The organism is Alcaligenes sp. MMA, assembly GCF_020907215.1.
In the GTDB taxonomy this organism is placed as follows: Bacteria; Pseudomonadota; Gammaproteobacteria; order Burkholderiales; family Burkholderiaceae_B; genus Alcaligenes; species Alcaligenes aquatilis.
Window position 1 is genome coordinate 866,366 of record NZ_JAJJPP010000002.1, and the last position, 16,545, is coordinate 882,910.

A 16,545-nucleotide genomic window follows, 5' to 3' on the forward strand; every position below is an offset into this window, starting at 1 on the left:
TGGCCTGACTGATGTTCAGTTTGCTCGGCAGGAAAGCAGAAATCGGGGTTTTTGCATTTTTGGCCGATTATGCAGCAACAAGACTGGCAGGGCTGCGGCTTGGCAGCCAACTGAACTTTTTCTATCAGGCCTTCATCAAAAGCACGGAATATGCGGGCATGATGTCTATGGCCTTTGGTATAGGCAGATAGGCGGCTCGTCTATCGAACATAGAGAAAGGATAGAAAAACCATGAGTAAAACGACCCACGTTAAATTACGCCCTCTGGAGCGTGAGGATTTGCGCTTTGTGCACTTGCTGGACAATAACGCCAGTGTGATGCGCTACTGGTTTGAAGAACCTTACGAAACCTATGGCGAGCTGGCAGCTCTGTACGATGAGCACATTCACGATCAGCGTGAGCGCCGTTTTGTGGTGGAGTGGGAAGGGCAGCCATCGGGAGTGGTGGAACTGGTGGAAATTGATTATGTACACCGCCGCGCAGAGTTTCAGATCATTATTGCACCGGAGTTTCAGGGTAAGGGAATTGCCTCGCGGGCGACCAAGCTGGCTATCGAATACGGCTTTGGGGTGCTGAACCTGTACAAGATCGTGCTGATTGTGGACAAGGAAAACCACAAGGCCATCCACATCTATCAGAAGTTTGGTTTTCAGGTGGAAGGTGAGCTCAAGCACGAGTTCTTCATCAACGGCCAATATCGGGATGTGGTGCGTATGCGTTTGTTCCAGGCTGATTTTTTGGCAGCCAACAAGCCAGCCCAGACTTTGTTGACGCCCCTGGCGCAATAGTGCCTTGCCTCAATAGCTCGTGTTTTGAGGGGTGTTACGCGTGGTCGTCGTAGCCAAAGTGGCAACTAAAGCCGAGTCTAAAGTCCAAGCCAAGCCAAGCCAAGCCAAGCCAAGCCAAGCCAAGCCAGCTTAGCGGTAAAGCAAGGACTGAATGAATGCGTAGCTGGAAAGATAGATGCTAGGAATATTCTTTCTGTCTGTGATCCGCTCAGAGCGGGTACTTACAGATGCGCCGCTTTCAGACCACTGCGTACTGCGCCTTCCAGCACACCAGGGTAGCCGGTATCGGTCCAGTCGCCCGCCAGACGAATGGCTGGCCACGGCGTTGTGACCCCAGGGCGGCGCAAGCCGGGAATGGCTGCGAAAGTGGCCCGCTTTTCGATAATCAGCTCGCTGGCGCGCACGGCTGGCATGGCGTGCAGATGCTGGGTTTGAGCGCGCACCTGCTCGATAATGGCGGCAATAGCCTGCTCACGATCCAGGGTTTGCAAACGTACTGCGTCGCTGATGACGATCCCCACCAACGTTTCGCCGCTGCCTGGTTTCAAGGCGCTGTGATCAAACAGCCATTGCCCACCGCTGCCGCTGCTATCGTCTAGCATTAACATGGAGTGGGGCAGGTTCCAGGCTTGCTCCAGTTCCAGATACAGGGTGGCGATAGGGATATAGCTAAACGCCTCCAGATCCGCCAACAACTGTTCGCTGGCTGGGCTGCTAGGCAGGCTATGCAGCAGGCGAGCAGCTTGTACGGGAGGACAAGCCACGATGGCTGCATCAAATTGCAGGCCATCAATGTGTACGCCCGATTCTGTTAGCTCCAGCCTTTGTACCCGGTGGCCTAGCTGTAGCTGAATATCGCGCAGGGCGGGTTCGCACCAGAGCTGGCTTAAGTCTGTCAGCGGGATCAAGGTTTGGCTGGCTTGTCGGGGACCGCCCAGGCTGTCGCGCAGGACATGGGCAAACAATTGGGCGCAGGCTTGTTCAATCGGGGTGTTCATGGCGGCCACACACAGCGGTTGCCAGAATAAGCGGATGACATGCTTGTCTTGTTGATGCTGCTCCAGAAGCTGCAACACGGTCAGACCGGCTGGGGTGCGCCATTGTTGTTTCATCAGCCAGCGGCACAAGCGCGCCAGCTTGATTTTTTGCGACCAGCTCAGGCCTTGGGCACCCAGCAGGCCAGTCAATACATGGAAGGGGGCGGGCAGGGGGCGATTGCGTAGGCGGAAATGCCCATCGGCCGAGATCACGTCCAGATCCTTGCGTTCCAGACGGGAAGCTTCGTCCAGGCCAATTTCCCCCATCAAGCCCAGAATGACGGCGTAGGCGCCCAGCATGATGTGCTGGCCGTTATCGGTGTCGCGCCCCAGATTGGGGCTGTGGATACGGCGGGCACGCCCGCCTATATGGCGCGAGGCTTCAAAGACACTGACTTGATGGCCTTGGGTTTTCAGTCGCCAGGCAGCGGCACAACCCGCCCAACCCGCCCCGATAACGGCGACTTTCATCGGCCCAGTTTGCGTTGCAAGCTGCGGCCACCCGATACCCAGGTTTTCCAGGCGAGCCAGAACTTGCGAATGGGCGTCAGCGAAATGCGCTGTTCCAGCACATGCCAGCGATCATTGGCAATTTCCACCAGCAGGGCATGGTAGATGGCGGCCATCAGCAGGCCGGGGCGTTGTGCCCGACGGTCAACAGCAGGCAGGGCGCGCATGGCCTGGCGGTACAGATCCTGAGCACGTTCGGTTTGAAAAGCCATCAAGGCCTCGAAACGGTCCGAGTGCTGCTGGTCCAGAATCTCGTGGGGCGACACCCCAAACTTGTCCAGATCTTCCTGGGGCAAGTAGATGCGACCACGACGGGCGTCATCACCCACGTCGCGGATGATATTGGTCAGTTGAAATGCCAGGCCCAGCTTCTGTGCATAGTCGCTGGTCTGTTCTTGGGTTTGACCGAAAATACGCGCCGACAGCAGCCCCACCACGCTGGCGGCGTGCCAACAGTAACGTTCCAGCTCGCTCCAACTTGGGTAGCGCATCTGGTCCAGATCCATTTCCATGCCGTCGATCACGGCCAGCAACTCGTCCTGTGGCAGACCAAACGCTTCAATATGAGGAGCCAGGGCCTGCATCACCGGGTGATGGGCACGGCCCTCATACAGATCAGCCACCTGTGTGCGCCACCACACCAGCTTCATGCGGGCGACGGACTCTTCGTGAACCTCGTCCACGACATCGTCCACCTCGCGGCAAAACGCGTACAGCGCCGTGATGGCGCGACGGCGCTCAGGCGGCAGAAACAAAAAGGCGTAGTAGAAGCTGGAGCCGCTTTGGGCTGCCTTGTTCTGACAATACTCGTCTGGGCTCATGGACGTTCAGGGTCGGTAAGAGGTACGGCTCAGGCCGCGGGTAATCAGGCGTAGCCAGTCCAGGCGGGACAGGGTGGGGCGATGGCTAAAGACATCAAACTTTACCGCTTCCAGGCGTTCCAGAATACGCAGGCCGCCCAGTACCATCATTTTCAATTCCAGGCTGATGCGCCCGGACAGGTGGGAGGACAGCAGCAGTCCGGCTTGCAGGCGCTGACGGGCATCGGTCACCAGCAGTTGCATCATTTCCTGCCAGCGTGCATCGGCCTCGGGCTGACGCAGCAACTGCGTGCGGGCCTGGATGTAATCGTCATCCAGATCATATTGGGCCAGCAGGTCTTGCGGGATATAGACACGGTTCTTGTGCCAGTCCAGTGCCACGTCCTGCCAGAAATTAACCAGTTGCAGCCCCGTACAGGTGGAGTCGGCCAGCTCGATCAGCTCTGGGCTGTGAGCTTGATACAGATGCAGCATCAAGCGGCCAACAGGGTTGGCCGAGCGGGTACAGTAATCCAGAACCTGTGCCATATCGCGATAGCGGTGGGTGGTCACGTCCTGGCGAAACGCAGACAGCAGGTCCAAAAAAGGCTTGAGCGGCAATTGGAAGTTGCTGATGCTGCTGGCCAAAGGGACAAAAATTTCGCTGTGCGGGGTATCGGCCAGGACGGGCTGGTGATATTGCAGTTGTTCTATTCCGGCTTCGAACTGCGCCAGCAGTTCCAGGCGCTCGGCAGCGCTTAAATCGCCTTCATCGGCAATGTCGTCGGCGCTGCGGGCAAAACGATAAATATCGGTGACCGGTCGGCGTAGCCGACGAGGTAGCAGCACAGAGGCGACAGGGAAGTTTTCATAGTGCTCGATAGACATAGTCCGCCAGTATACGGCTTTCGTTTCCACTAGGGCTGGTTTAGACTTTCGTATTGCTTCGGGGAGAACCATGCCACGTCCTATCTCGGCCACCATTCATATTGCGTCACTGCGTCACAATCTCGATATGGTTATTCAGAGCCTGAATAACGCTACGGCTCCATCGGGTGTAAAACGGCCTCATATCTGGGCCGTCATGAAGGCCAATGCTTACGGTCATGACATCGAAAATGCGGTGCGGGCTTTCAGTGCCGCCGAAGGCATGGCGATGCTGGATTTAAAAGAGGCCATACGCTGTCGGGCTGCCGGTTGGACCGGCCCTATCATGTTGCTGGAAGGTTTTTTTCAGCCAGAAGATCTGGAGGTGCTGGCCGAGTTCGGTCTGACCACCGTCATCCATTGCCACGAGCAGCTCAAGATGCTGGAGCAGTGGAAAGGCGGGGTAGCCTTGAATGCCATGGTCAAGCTCAATAGCGGCATGAACCGCCTGGGTTTCAGCGTGGACGATTACCCTGCCGCGTTCGAGCGCGCCCAGCGTCTGCAAAAAGCAGGCAAGCTGGGCACGGTTGGGCGCATGACGCACTTTGCGCGCGCCGATGACAATATCGACGCCACGCTGGAGCAGATTCGCTGCTTTAACCGGATTACCGACGGTTTGCCCGGCCCGGTCAGTGTGTGCAATTCTGCCGCGACTTTAAGCCCCGACCTGGGGGCGTACATGCCCTCCGGCCCGGATCACTGGGTACGTCCCGGTATCTGCCTGTACGGCAGCTCCCCCTTTGCAGAGAGCAGTGCCGATGATTTTGGTTTGCAGCCCGGCATGACGCTGGCTGCAGAAATCATCAGTGTGCGCGGCGTCAAGCAGGGCGAGGGCATTGGTTACGGCCATACCTATCTTGCCGAGCGGGCCATGCGCATTGGCGTGGTGGCTTGCGGCTATGCCGATGGTTACCCGCGCCATGCGGGAACCGGCACCCCTATTACCGTCAATGGTGTACGTACCCGTTTGCTTGGCCGTGTCTCCATGGACATGTTGGCAGTAGACCTGACCCCGGTGCCCGCCGCCGGAGTAGGCAGCCAGGCGGTGTTGTTCGGTCAAGGCGGGCCCAGTGTGGATGAAGTTGCCGCAGCAGCGGGAACCCTGGGCTACGAATTGATTTGTGCGGTCGCGCCACGCGTGCCGCGCTTCATCCAGGATTAACACCCATAAGGCATAGCCATGAAGAATAAATGTGTACTCGTTACCGGTGCTACCAAAGGAATCGGCTGGGCAATCAGCCAAAGGCTGGCCGATGCCGGGGCCCACGTGGTGGGTCTGGCCCGTCACACGGAGAATATTGATTTCCCCGGTTATCTGTACTCCTGCGATTTGAGCAATGCAGGCGAAACCGAGGAAATGCTGCGCGTTATCCGCGAAAAATACCCCGTTGATGCGGTGGTGAACAATGTGGGTATGGTCGCACCCGAGCCCATTGGTCAGGTGGACCTGGGCAACCTCTATCAGGTGTTTGACCTGAATGTGCGTGTGGCGGTGCAAGTGGCCCAGGCGTTCATCCCCTCGATGAAAGCGCGCAAGGAAGGTCGCATCGTCAATATTTGCAGTCGTGTCGTGCACGGCGGTGCCGACCGCACCAGCTATGCCGCGGCCAAAAGTGCTTTGCTGGGTTGTACCCGCACCTGGGCGCTGGAACTGGCCCCTTACGGCATTACCGTCAATGCGGTCTCTCCTGGTCCGATCGAAACCGAATTGTTCCGTGCCAATCATCCCGTCGGCAGCGAAGCCGAACAACGCAGCCTGTCCTCCATTCCCTTGGGGCGGTTTGGGCAGGCCGCGGAAGTGGCTGCGGCGGTTACTTTTCTGCTTAGCGATGAAGCCGCTTATATCACCGGCCAGAATCTGGGCGTGGATGGCGGTGGCAGTCTGGGCGGACGTTAAGGAATTTCTATGGCCACCAGTACTCGTGCGGCCCGCAAGGCCAAAGTTGTATTTGTTTGCACAGAGTGCGGGGCAGATACACCTAAGTGGGCAGGCAAATGTCCTGCCTGTGGGGCGTGGAACAGCTTGCAGGAAACGGTGGAGACACCGGCGGCGGCCAGTGCTCACCGTTTCGCTTCCCTGGCCGGTTCCAGCCCGGTTCAAAGTCTTTCAGAGGTACAGGCACGGGAATTGCCACGTGTGCCTACCGGCATAGGCGAGTTCGATCGTGTCCTGGGCGGAGGGTTGGTGGAAGGGGGCGTCATCCTGATTGGGGGCGATCCCGGAGTCGGTAAGTCGACGTTGCTGCTACAAGCCATGGCAGCCTTGGCCCAGCAAACCAAAGTGCTGTATGTGACGGGCGAAGAGTCCGCCGAACAGGTCGCCTTGCGTGCTCGCCGTCTAGGTGTGCCTACTGAAGGCGTGGATCTGCTGGCTGAAATTCGTCTGGAATCCATCAGCCAGGCTTTGCAGTCGCATCAACCCAGTGTGGTGGTGATCGACTCGATTCAAACCCTGTATTCCGATCAGCTCAGTGCGGCTCCAGGCTCGGTGTCGCAGGTGCGCGAATGTGCAGCACAACTCACCCGCTTGGCCAAGCAAAGCGGCACCTCCATGATTTTTATCGGTCACGTCACTAAAGACGGGACGCTGGCCGGGCCACGAGTGCTGGAGCACATTGTGGATACCGTGCTGTATTTCGAGGGCGACACGCATTCGTCCTTTCGCATGGTGCGGGCATTCAAGAACCGCTTTGGCGCGGTCAATGAGCTGGGCGTGTTCGCCATGACGGAAAAGGGTTTGAAAGGGGTCAGCAATCCGTCGGCTCTGTTCTTGTCGCAGCATTCCCAGTCGGTCGCCGGTTCCTGCGTCATGGCCACTCAGGAAGGCACACGGCCTTTGCTGGTGGAAATTCAGGCCCTGGTGGATACAGCACATGTACCTAATCCGCGCCGCTTGTCTGTGGGCCTGGAAAGCTCCCGTTTGGCCATGTTGCTGGCCGTGATGCACCGCCACGCAGGTGTGGTTACGTACGACCAGGACGTGTTTGTTAATGCCGTGGGGGGTGTCAAGATTACTGAGCCAGCCGCCGACCTGGCTGTGCTGCTGGCTATTTTGTCTTCCCTCAATAACCGTCCCTTGCCACGCGGTTTGGTGGTGTTCGGGGAAATTGGCCTGGCCGGTGAAATTCGTCCGGCCCCGCGCGGTCAGGAGCGTTTGCGCGAAGCGGCCAAGCTGGGTTTCAGCATCGCGCTGATTCCCAAGAGCAATGCCCCGCGCCAGGCGATTGAAGGCTTGGAAATCTGGGCGGTAGATCGGGTCGAGGACGCCGTCGATCGTCTGCGCAACCTGTAATTGCCATGTTAAATCTTGAGTTGATCCTGGCTTGTTTGCTGGGAGGTGCGCTTATTGGCTACGCCGGTGGCGTGCTGGGGATAGGCGGTGGTTTGCTGGCCATTCCGCTGCTGGGCCTGATTCTGGACATGGATCAGCAAACCGCTCAGGGGACGGCCTTGATCATGGTGGTGCCAGCGGTGCTGCTGACCGTGCGTCAGTATCATCGCCGCAATCATATTGATTTCCGCCGGGCTGCTCTGGGGGCGGTTTCTTCCATCATCTTTACCTGGCTGGGGGCGCGTCTGGCCTTGGGTATGGATGCGGTCTTGCTGCGTCGCATTTACTCTGTATTTGTGATGGCCATTGCCCTGTATTATTTCGACCAGAGTTTGGGTTTTTCCCGGCGGCGTCGTCGCATTGACAAGCCGCGTCCGGACCCGGAGTCGTTTGGCCAATTGTGGTATATCGCGGTAGGCATGATGGCGGGCTTGGCCGGGGGCGTATTTGGTGTGGGCGGTGCGGTGCTGGTAGTGCCTTTTCTGACCAGTCGCATGGGTTATAGCCAGACAGGTGCGCAAGGCTTGGCGCTGTCCATGATTATTCCCGGTACGCTGGTTGCCTTGGCGACCTATGCTTTTCATGGCCAAGCAACCTGGCAGATCGGGATACCGATGGCGATAGGCAGCTTGATGCTGGTGCCGTTTGGTGTGCGTCTGGCCTATCGCCTGCCTGAGAATCGTCTGAAGTTTATTTTTGCCTGCATGCTGGTACTGATCGTGACCTTGTTGCTGGTTCGTGCCTGAGGAGCTGCTGTGAGCACCCATTCCGAAACTGTCTATGCTTTGCCCGGTGGCGGTGCCTTGTTGGCGCCGGCGTTGGCCAATCAACTGGATCTGGAACCGGCGGCCTTGCAACGCTGGTTCGAGGCGGCCTCCTATGGCGATCAGGCCAGCAAAGTCGGGCAGGGCGGCCGTCAGGCTGCCTGGTTTGTTAATGGCCCTTTTGGTCAGGCCGTATTACGTCATTATCGTCGTGGTGGTCTGGTGGCTCGCTTCAATGATTCCGCCTATCTCTGGCAAGGTGCATCCAATACCCGCAGTTGGCGAGAGTTTCAAGTGATGTCTTATTTGCACAACAAGGGTTTGGCTGTTCCCGAGGTGCTGGCAGGGGCGTGGTGGCGACAGGGTTTTTGGTACCGTGCGGCCCTGATAAGCCGGCGGGTGCCCGATGTGCAGCCTTTGACTTTGTGTCTGGATCGCGCCTGCCCTGAGCTAGTGGCGCGCGAGATTGTCCGCATGCACCAATTCGAGGTTTGGCATGCTGACCTGAACGCCTACAATATTTTGCTGGATGCGAATGACAAAGTCTGGCTGATCGATTTTGACCGTGCACGACAGGGGCCTGTCAGCCCCGCCCAGGCGCTGGGTAATGTGCACCGTCTCAGGCGATCTTTGCTCAAAGTGTGTGGGCCGCGTGGCGATAGGTGGTGGCAGCAGATGTTTTCTGCTTACCGTCACCAAACGCAGCGTTAATTACGACTACGGGCTTTAAAAAAGCTTTATCATCTCGCCTTTTGGGTTTTTCGCTTTCGATAGGAAGGGGACTCGTGATGTCTTTTGGGATGAACACACCACAGGTACTCGCCGGCCTGCTGGCCGCTGCTGCCATCATGCCTGTTGCACAGGCACAAAATCAGGTTGTTAACGTTTATAACTGGGCTGAGTACACGGCCCCCGATACCTTGTCTGGCTTTCAGGAAGCCACAGGCATTACCGTGCGTTATGACGTTTACGATAATAACGACACCTTGCAAGCCAAGTTGTTGACGGGCAAATCAGGGTACGACGTGGTGGTTCCTTCCACGCATTATGCTGCGCGTCAGATCGAAGGTGGTTTGTTCCAGAAGCTGGATAAAAGCCAGATCCCCAATTGGTCCAATCTGGACCCGGACATCATGGCCTTGCTCTCGGATGTGGACCCTGGCAACGAGTATCTGATCCCGTGGGGCTACGGCACCAATGGCTTGGGTTACAACGTCACCAAAGTCAAAGAAATCATGGGTGAACAGGTGGACCTGGGCAACTGGGACATGCTGTTCAAACCGGAAAATGCCGAGAAGCTGAAAGGCTGTGGCATTTCCATCCTGGACGAAGCCGCCCAAGTATTTCCCGCCGTGCTGCACTACATTGGCAAAGACCCCAACAGCAGCAACGAAGCGGACTACCGCGAGGCCTTGGATCTGCTCAAGACCATTCGTCCTTACGTGCGTCAGTTCAGCTCCTCGGGATATATCGACGAACTGGCTGCGGGTGATTTGTGCATGGTCTACGGTTTCTCGGGCGATGTGATGATTTCGGCTGACCGTGCGCGTCAGGCGAAAAAACCGTATGCCATCGACTACTACATTCCGCAAGGTGGGGCACCTATCTGGTTCGACACCATGGCTATTCCCAAGGGCGCGAACAATGTGAAAGAGGCCCACGCCTTTATCAATTACATTGAAACACCAGAGGTTCATGCCGCCATTACTAACACCATGTTCTACCCGAACGCCAATAAAGAGGCGCGCAAGTTCGTGGTCAAGGAAGTGGCCGACAACCCTATGATTTACCCCTCGTCTGAAGTCTCCAAGACCTTATTCGTGATCAAACCTCAGCCATTGAAAGTGCAGCGCCTGCAAACGCGCCTGTGGGCTGAACTCAAGTCTGGACGCTAGGCATCATGCAAGATATCCGTACCGGAACCTCGCCCTGGATGGATGGCGAGGATGCTTTTGTGCGTGTGGACGAAGTCGTCAAGATTTTCGGCGACACGGTGGCCGTCCAGTCGGTAAGTCTGGACGTGGCTCGTCACGAGATTTTTGCGCTGCTGGGCAGTTCGGGCAGTGGCAAGTCCACCTTGCTGCGCATGCTGGCAGGGTTTGAGGAGCCGACTTCCGGTCGGATTTACTTGGACAACGAGGACATTACTGACCTGCCGCCTTATCGGCGGCCAGTCAATATGATGTTCCAGTCTTACGCACTGTTTCCGCACATGTCGGTCGAGGCCAATGTGGCGTTTGGCCTAAAGCAAGAGGGGGTGCCCCGCAATGAGATCCACGAGCGCGTGTTCGAGGCGCTGGACCTGGTGCAGATGGCGGGCTTTTCGCGCCGCAAACCCAATCAGTTGTCGGGTGGGCAACAACAGCGTGTAGCCCTGGCGCGTAGCCTGGTCAAACGCCCCAAACTGCTTTTGCTGGATGAGCCCATGTCGGCTCTGGATAAGCAGATTCGTCAGAAAACGCAGATCGAGCTGGTCAAGATTCTGGAGCGCGTGGGGGTGACCTGCATTATGGTCACTCACGATCAGGAAGAGGCCATGACGATGGCCAACCGGCTGGCGGTGATGTCCGATGGGCAGATCATCCAGTCTGGTACGCCTTACGATGTGTACTCCTTTCCGAATTCGCGCTTTGTGGCGGGCTTTATCGGCTCCACCAATTTGTTCACTGGCGTGGTGACGGTGGACGAGCCGGATCATGTTCACATTGAATGTGAGGAGTTGAACCGGCCCTTGTATGTCAGTCACGGGATCAGCGAACCGCTGGGTATGGACGTCTACGTGTCCGTTCGTCCCGAGCAGATCAAGGTGGGCCGCGAATTGCCCTCGGAGGATACCAACTGGGGCCACGGCATTGTGACCCACGTATCCTGGATGGGCAGTTACACCCGCTATCAGATTCGTCTGGATGCCGGCATGTTGATCGAAGCGCAAATGCCTAGCGGCACCTTGGCTCAACCTGATGCTCCGGGTGTGGATGAAGAAGTCTACGTGTCCTGGTCCGACGATAGCGCAACGGTACTGAGCACATGAAGAACCTGTCCTGGCGCAAACTGCTGCCCACCAGTCGCACGCTGGTGGTCGCGCCCACATTCTTGTGGATGATTCTGTTTCTGCTGGTGCCGTTTTTGCTCGTGCTCAAGATCAGTTTTGCCGATCTTGATTTCGGGGTGCCACCGTATACGCCCTTGGCCCAGTTTGCCGAGGAAAGCATTTCCTTTGTCCTGAACCTGCGCGGCTATATCCTGCTGTTCAGCGATAATCTGTATTTGGCGACCTACGTCAGTTCCCTGAAGATGGCCGCTGTCACCACGATCTTTTGTATTTTGATCGGCTACCCGGTGGCCTACTACATTGCGCGCTCTGCACCGGCTGTGCGTAGCCTGCTCTTGCTGGCGGTGATTTTGCCATTCTGGACCTCCATGCTGCTGCGCGTCTATGCCTGGGTAGGCATTTTGCGCGGCGATGGCCTGCTCAATCAGGTCTTGCTGTGGATAGGCATTATTGATGCGCCTTTGGAAATTTACCGCACCGACCTGGCTGTTTATATCGGTTTGATCTACGCCTATCTGCCGTTTTTCATCCTGCCCTTGTATGCGAATCTGGTCAAATTGGATATGCGCATGCTGGAAGCGGCTTATGATCTGGGCGCCCGTCCCTGGTCGGCGTTCTGGCACATCACTTTTCCCATGTCCATGTCCGGCGTGATTGCTGGTGCCATGCTGGTGTTCATCCCGGCAGTGGGCGAGTACGTGATCCCGGAAATGCTGGGTGGTGCCGATACCTTGATGATGGGCCGCGTCATGTGGACCGAGTTCTTCAATAATGCAGACTGGCCCATGGCCGCTGCCGTGACTTGCGTGATGGTCTTGCTGCTGATCATTCCTTTGATCTTTTTCCAGTACAGCCAGATGCGACAAATGCAAACGCAACGGGGAGGCCGCTGATGACCAAGCCTAATCCCTGGTTGCGTGCCCTGGTCCTGACACTGGGCTTCGGTTTTCTATACATACCGATTCTGTTCCTGATCGTCTTTTCATTTAATGAATCGGCCATCATGACGTCTTGGTCGGGCTTTTCTTTGCGCTGGTACGAATCCCTATTTCAGGACAGGGCCTTGCTCAGTGCTGCCAAGCTGTCTTTTCTGATTGCTGTGTTGACGGCCACCATGGCCACGATTTTGGGCACCTGGGCTGCCTATGTGCTGGCTCGTATGGGCCGCTTCAAGGGGTTTGCGCTGTATATCGGCTTGGTCAGCGCACCGTTGGTCATCCCGGAAGTTGTATTGGGCATTTCCTTGCTGCTCATGTTTGTGGAGCTGAACTCCTTGTTTGGCTGGCCGGAACAGAACGGTATTTTCACGATCTGGATCGGGCACGTGGTGCTGTGTACCGCCTATGCCACTGTAATTCTGCAATCGCGCATGCGTGAGCTGGACCGTTCTCAGGAAGAGGCGGCGCTGGATCTGGGGGCGACTCCCTTACGAGCGTTTTTCCAGGTTGTGTTGCCTTCGATCGTGCCGTCCTTGATGGCGGCCTGGTTGCTGGCTTTTACCTTGTCGCTGGACGATGTGGTGATTGCCTCTTTCCTGTCTGGCCCGGGTTTTACCACCTTGCCGGTGGAAGTTTTTTCGCGTGTCCGTCTGGGGCTCAAGCCCGAGATCAACGCCCTGGCAACCCTGCTGATTTTGGTGATCGGTATTTTTGTGATCGTCGCCAATCGCTTGCAGGCACGCCGCGAGCGTCGCGCCTGATTGATAAGGAGTCTTGCCGTGTTCACGATGTATGGTTTGAAAAACTGCAGCACCTGCCAAAAGGCGATGGCCTGGTTTGAGCAAAATGGTCTGTCGTTGACCTTTGTGGATTACCGCGAACATCCCTTGGAAGCGGCCCGTTTGCAACAATGGGCGCAGGAGCTGGGCGGTTGGCCCAAACTGGTCAACCGCGCTTCCATGACCTGGCGTAGTCTGCCGGCGGAACGTAAAGAACCGCAGGACGATGCCCAATGGCTGGCCTTGATTGCCGAGTTTCCTGCCCTGGTACGCCGTCCCTTGCTGATTACGCCCGAGGGTGAAGTCAGCGTGGGCTTTAACGAAGGCAAATTTGCTGCTCGTTTTCTCAAGTAAACCAAAGGGGGGCCCAGCCCCCCGATTTTTATATCTGCCATGTACACACAGTCCGAACTCAAACAACAGGTGGCTCAGGCCGCCGTTGAATACGTCCTTCCTTTCCTGACTCCTGATTCGATTCTGGGTGTGGGTACGGGTTCCACGGTTGATCTGTTTATTGATGCCCTGGCGGCGCACAAGCATGCCTTCAAGGCTGCAGCTTCCAGCTCGGAACGCTCGACCGCTCGCCTGCAAAGTCTGGGTATTGACGTGCAAGACTTAAACACCATCGAACGCATGGACTGGTATGTCGATGGTGCTGACGAAATCGACGCTGCCCTGAACATGACCAAAGGTGGTGGTGGCGCACTGACTCGCGAGAAAATTGTGGCGTCAGTCTCGGACAAGTTTTTGTGTATTGTGGACGACTCTAAATTGGTGGATCGGCTGGGTGCGTTTCCCTTGCCGGTGGAAGTCATCCCCATGGCCAAAAATGCGGTCGCCCGTCAGTTGCGTGCCCTGGGCGGTAATCCCGTCGAGCGTGCGGGTTTTGTCACCGATAACGGCGGTCTGATTCTGGACGTGTCCGGCTTGTCCATTGAAGACCCGGCCGCTTTGGAAGCGCGCATCAACAATATGCCCGGTGTGGTATGTTGCGGTCTGTTCGCTATTGCCCCGGCCAGCGTGGCCTTGATTGCCGGTCAACAAGGTGTGCGTACTCTGTCTGGCGACGGTTTCTGAAATTTAATGTCTCTGTCATAATCGGTGCTTAATCTATATACGGATTAAGCGCTGGCGCGAGCCATTTTGCTGTTAAAGAAGGCCACTATGAACGAACATACCAATAAGCAGTTTCACTCCGATCTGGAGGCCACCCGTTCGCTGTTCTTGCAGATGGGCGGTATTGTTGAATCTATGGTTCGCAGTGCGACCGAAGCCCTGCAAACCGGGGATATGTCGCTGGTTGACCAGGTTCGCGAGCGTGAAAAAGAAATCAACCGCCTGGAGGTGGAGATTGACGAGCGCATCACCAACTTGATCGCCCGTAATCAGCCCACCGCCATTGACTTGCGCATGTTGTTGTCCATCTCCAAAATGCTGACCGACATGGAACGCTGTGGGGACGAGGCCGAGCGCATCGCCAAGATGGCGCGCCGTTTGCACGAAGGTACCGCAGGCTATGAGCCGGTGGTCGAACTGCGTCACATGAGCTCCTCGGTGGCTGGCATGATCAACGACGTGCTGGACGCCTTTGCCCGTCAGGATGCCGTGCACGCGGCACAGATTGTACGCAGTGACAAGGAAGTGGATCGTGAGTGGAAGGGTTCGCTGCGTCACATCATCACGTACATGATTGAAGACCCACGTACGATCTCGCACTCTATTGACCTGATCTTTATTGCCCGTGCGCTGGAGCGCATTGGTGACCACGCCAAGAACATGGCTGAACGTGTAATCTACATGGTGCGCGGTGACGATGTGCGTCACACTGGTGTGAAAAATACCGAGCGCACGGCACGCGGCGAGCCTTTGCCCGAGCCAGAGTCTGAAGACAAAGCCTGATTCTGATCCCGGCCTTCTTGCTTCAAGCCTTGCATGCTTTCATGCAAGGCTTGTTTGCTTTCAGCGCCGTGAAAAGCAGCCGGTTTTTAGCGGGACGGCGATGTTTCAGAAACCAAAGCCGTAGCCCTGGGGAACGTGTCCGGGATAGAACTGGGTACGAACGAGCACCGCATCCTGGACTGTGATCAAAGCGGGTGAGTCCCACCAGGATGGCGTCAGGGTAGGCAGGGCAAGCAGATAGCCTTGTACGCCGTGTGCGCCAGACTGGCGCACCAACTCAAGGTCAGTCTCGTCCTCTACCCCTTCAATCACGACATAGGGGCAGTAATCGGCGCAGACATTGACCAGATTACGCAGCAAGTGGGCCGGTTGTCCGGGGCTGCGTGCCCGCAGCAAAATAGAACGATCAATTTTGATAATGTCGGCGTGGGTCTGGGCCAGAAAGGCCAGCGTACTATTGCCTGAGCCGGTATCGTCCAGCGCAATGCGCACGCCCAGATTCTGCAATTGTGCAATCAGACGCAGCGCGGTGGGTTTGTGGGCAATAGTGCCGGTTTCAGTTACTTCCAGAATCAGGCGCTGGGCGACATCCGGGCGGCTGTCCAGATAGCTGAACAAGTCTTGCCACCACAAGTCATCCTGCAAAGAACCAGCGGACAGGTTGGCACCCAGACACAGAGTCGTTTGCGTGCTGAGCAGTTTCACCACGCTGCCCAGGACGCTGCGATCCAGCCGCGAGATCAGTCCCAGTCGCTCCAGGGCGGCAATTGCCTCGGGCAGGGAATAGTCAGTACCGCTGCTGTGGCGAATCAGTGCCTCTTCATAAAAATCTTTGCTCTTGTGGTGCTCACTTAGGTGAAAGAGGGGCTGAAAAGCCAGTACCAACATGCCGGTTTGCAAATCATCCAGCATACGCACAGCCAGGCTCATGTCGTCCCGGTAGGTCTTGGCCCAGACCTTGTGCCAGGCCGCCAGCGTGGCCGGATGGGTGTGAGAGCAGGGGTTGGGCGTTGGAGGGTGGAGCAGATCCGTATCGTACTGCCGGCTGTCATAGTGATAGGCCATCTGTGTATGCAAGTAGATGCGGTGCTCGTCCTGAGTGATGGGATCGCACTCCAGGGCTGCGCCCAGCAATTGGGCCAGTGCGTTGGGGTGGGTGCGTTCAAAGCGGTTCTGCTTACTCAGTTGCTTGAGGGCAATCAGGACAAAATCCCCCTGGATAAGGATCTCGTCTGTATTCAGCCCACAATCCAGCAGCCTTTGCTGCACCGTGTCCAACACGAAAGCATGGAACTGTGGCCCATACAAAGCCTTCAGATAGCTCAGATTGACCAGCCACAGGCGCAAATGGGTGGAGTACTGGGCAATCTCGGGGAGGTCTAGGCGGCACATGAACTTCTTTTCCTGTGGGTAAAGCAGTAAGTGGCTGTGCTGTTCAGGTCCGGCGCAAGGCGCCGAGCTTGGTTGCTCAGACATGGACACGTGATGGGCCTGTGTGGCTCGGGCTAGGCGAGCCAGTATTGAATTGGCGCAGGACTGTGCCAAGGCATGGCGGCAGCGTTGGGGAAGGGCATGCTCCCTGCAGCATTATTCCTGTGTTTGTGCTGCGCTCCATGCTTGGCTTGGGTGCTCTGCAAGCACATTAAGGCCAGCCGTGATTTTGTGCTTTAGGGCGATTCATAATTATAGAAAATTTCCATTTCTTTTGATTTTTAACCA

At 56.8% G+C, this 16,545-nt stretch carries 18 protein-coding genes; 14 read left to right on the forward strand and 4 right to left on the reverse strand.

The window, feature by feature from the left end:
* Nucleotides 1-11: 11 nt before the first annotated feature.
* Nucleotides 12-191, forward strand: coding sequence for a hypothetical protein (locus LNA76_RS12430; RefSeq protein WP_230019166.1), 180 nt, complete (start codon nucleotides 12-14; stop codon nucleotides 189-191).
* Between the two features lie 40 nt (nucleotides 192-231).
* Nucleotides 232-789, forward strand: a complete 558-nt coding sequence (speG, locus tag LNA76_RS12435; protein WP_094196017.1) for a spermidine N1-acetyltransferase — start codon at nucleotides 232-234, stop codon at nucleotides 787-789.
* 221 nt (nucleotides 790-1,010) lie between these two features.
* Here speG and hpnE read toward each other — a convergent pair whose 3' ends face one another.
* From hpnE to hpnC, 3 genes are read right to left on the reverse strand one after another with little or no spacing between them, the layout of a single operon-like run.
* Nucleotides 1,011-2,297 (reverse strand): hydroxysqualene dehydroxylase HpnE, encoded by a 1,287-nt coding sequence (gene hpnE / locus LNA76_RS12440; RefSeq protein WP_230019167.1) that lies wholly within the window; start codon nucleotides 2,295-2,297, stop codon nucleotides 1,011-1,013.
* A complete protein-coding gene (hpnD, locus tag LNA76_RS12445) occupies nucleotides 2,294-3,157 on the reverse strand; it encodes a presqualene diphosphate synthase HpnD (RefSeq protein ID WP_094196019.1) in 864 nt (287 codons plus the stop codon). The genes hpnE and hpnD overlap by 4 nt, the downstream gene beginning before the upstream one ends.
* Nucleotides 3,158-3,163: 6 nt before the next feature.
* Complete coding sequence (gene hpnC / locus LNA76_RS12450) at nucleotides 3,164-4,024, reverse strand: squalene synthase HpnC (protein WP_094196020.1); 861 nt, start codon at nucleotides 4,022-4,024, stop codon at nucleotides 3,164-3,166.
* 70 nt (nucleotides 4,025-4,094) lie between these two features.
* Here hpnC and alr point away from each other — a divergent pair, with 70 nt between their 5' ends.
* The 12 genes from alr (at nucleotide 4,095) to phoU (ending at nucleotide 14,826) form a co-directional block, all read left to right on the forward strand.
* On the forward strand, nucleotides 4,095-5,225 hold the full coding sequence (gene alr, locus LNA76_RS12455; protein ID WP_108727889.1) for an alanine racemase: 1,131 nt from the start codon (nucleotides 4,095-4,097) through the stop codon (nucleotides 5,223-5,225).
* 18 nt (nucleotides 5,226-5,243) lie between these two features.
* Entirely contained in the window at nucleotides 5,244-5,960 is a 717-nt protein-coding gene (locus LNA76_RS12460; protein ID WP_094196022.1) for an SDR family oxidoreductase, read from the forward strand.
* 9 nt (nucleotides 5,961-5,969) lie between these two features.
* Nucleotides 5,970-7,355, forward strand: a complete 1,386-nt coding sequence (radA, locus tag LNA76_RS12465; RefSeq protein ID WP_094196023.1) for a DNA repair protein RadA — start codon at nucleotides 5,970-5,972, stop codon at nucleotides 7,353-7,355.
* A 5-nt stretch (nucleotides 7,356-7,360) separates the two neighbouring features.
* Nucleotides 7,361-8,140, forward strand: a complete 780-nt coding sequence (locus LNA76_RS12470) for a sulfite exporter TauE/SafE family protein (protein ID WP_094196024.1) — start codon at nucleotides 7,361-7,363, stop codon at nucleotides 8,138-8,140.
* A gap of 9 nt (nucleotides 8,141-8,149) precedes the next feature.
* A complete protein-coding gene (locus LNA76_RS12475; protein ID WP_094196025.1) occupies nucleotides 8,150-8,869 on the forward strand; it encodes a 3-deoxy-D-manno-octulosonic acid kinase in 720 nt (239 codons plus the stop codon).
* A gap of 77 nt (nucleotides 8,870-8,946) precedes the next feature.
* Nucleotides 8,947-10,053, forward strand: coding sequence for a polyamine ABC transporter substrate-binding protein (locus tag LNA76_RS12480; protein ID WP_094196026.1), 1,107 nt, complete (start codon nucleotides 8,947-8,949; stop codon nucleotides 10,051-10,053).
* 5 nt (nucleotides 10,054-10,058) lie between these two features.
* On the forward strand, nucleotides 10,059-11,189 hold the full coding sequence (locus LNA76_RS12485) for an ABC transporter ATP-binding protein (protein ID WP_094196027.1): 1,131 nt from the start codon (nucleotides 10,059-10,061) through the stop codon (nucleotides 11,187-11,189).
* The gene (locus LNA76_RS12490) at nucleotides 11,186-12,103 is read left to right on the forward strand and encodes an ABC transporter permease subunit (RefSeq protein WP_108727887.1); all 918 of its coding nucleotides are present in this window, start codon (nucleotides 11,186-11,188) and stop codon (nucleotides 12,101-12,103) included. Before LNA76_RS12485 ends, LNA76_RS12490 begins: the two co-directional genes overlap by 4 nt.
* Complete coding sequence (locus LNA76_RS12495) at nucleotides 12,103-12,909, forward strand: ABC transporter permease subunit (RefSeq protein WP_121738480.1); 807 nt, start codon at nucleotides 12,103-12,105, stop codon at nucleotides 12,907-12,909. Before LNA76_RS12490 ends, LNA76_RS12495 begins: the two co-directional genes overlap by 1 nt.
* A 27-nt stretch (nucleotides 12,910-12,936) precedes the next feature.
* Nucleotides 12,937-13,281, forward strand: a complete 345-nt coding sequence (locus tag LNA76_RS12500) for a Spx/MgsR family RNA polymerase-binding regulatory protein (protein ID WP_230019194.1) — start codon at nucleotides 12,937-12,939, stop codon at nucleotides 13,279-13,281.
* Nucleotides 13,282-13,320: 39 nt separating this feature from the next.
* Nucleotides 13,321-14,004, forward strand: a complete 684-nt coding sequence (rpiA, locus tag LNA76_RS12505) for a ribose-5-phosphate isomerase RpiA (RefSeq protein WP_094196031.1) — start codon at nucleotides 13,321-13,323, stop codon at nucleotides 14,002-14,004.
* Between the two features lie 87 nt (nucleotides 14,005-14,091).
* Nucleotides 14,092-14,826: a phosphate signaling complex protein PhoU gene (phoU, locus tag LNA76_RS12510; protein WP_009461659.1), complete on the forward strand. Its 735-nt coding sequence runs from the start codon at nucleotides 14,092-14,094 to the stop codon at nucleotides 14,824-14,826.
* A 105-nt stretch (nucleotides 14,827-14,931) separates the two neighbouring features.
* On the opposite strand, the gene LNA76_RS12515 is transcribed toward phoU, so the two are convergent.
* The gene (locus LNA76_RS12515) at nucleotides 14,932-16,218 is read right to left on the reverse strand and encodes an EAL domain-containing protein (protein ID WP_094196032.1); all 1,287 of its coding nucleotides are present in this window, start codon (nucleotides 16,216-16,218) and stop codon (nucleotides 14,932-14,934) included.
* Between the last annotated feature and the right edge of the window lie 327 nt (nucleotides 16,219-16,545).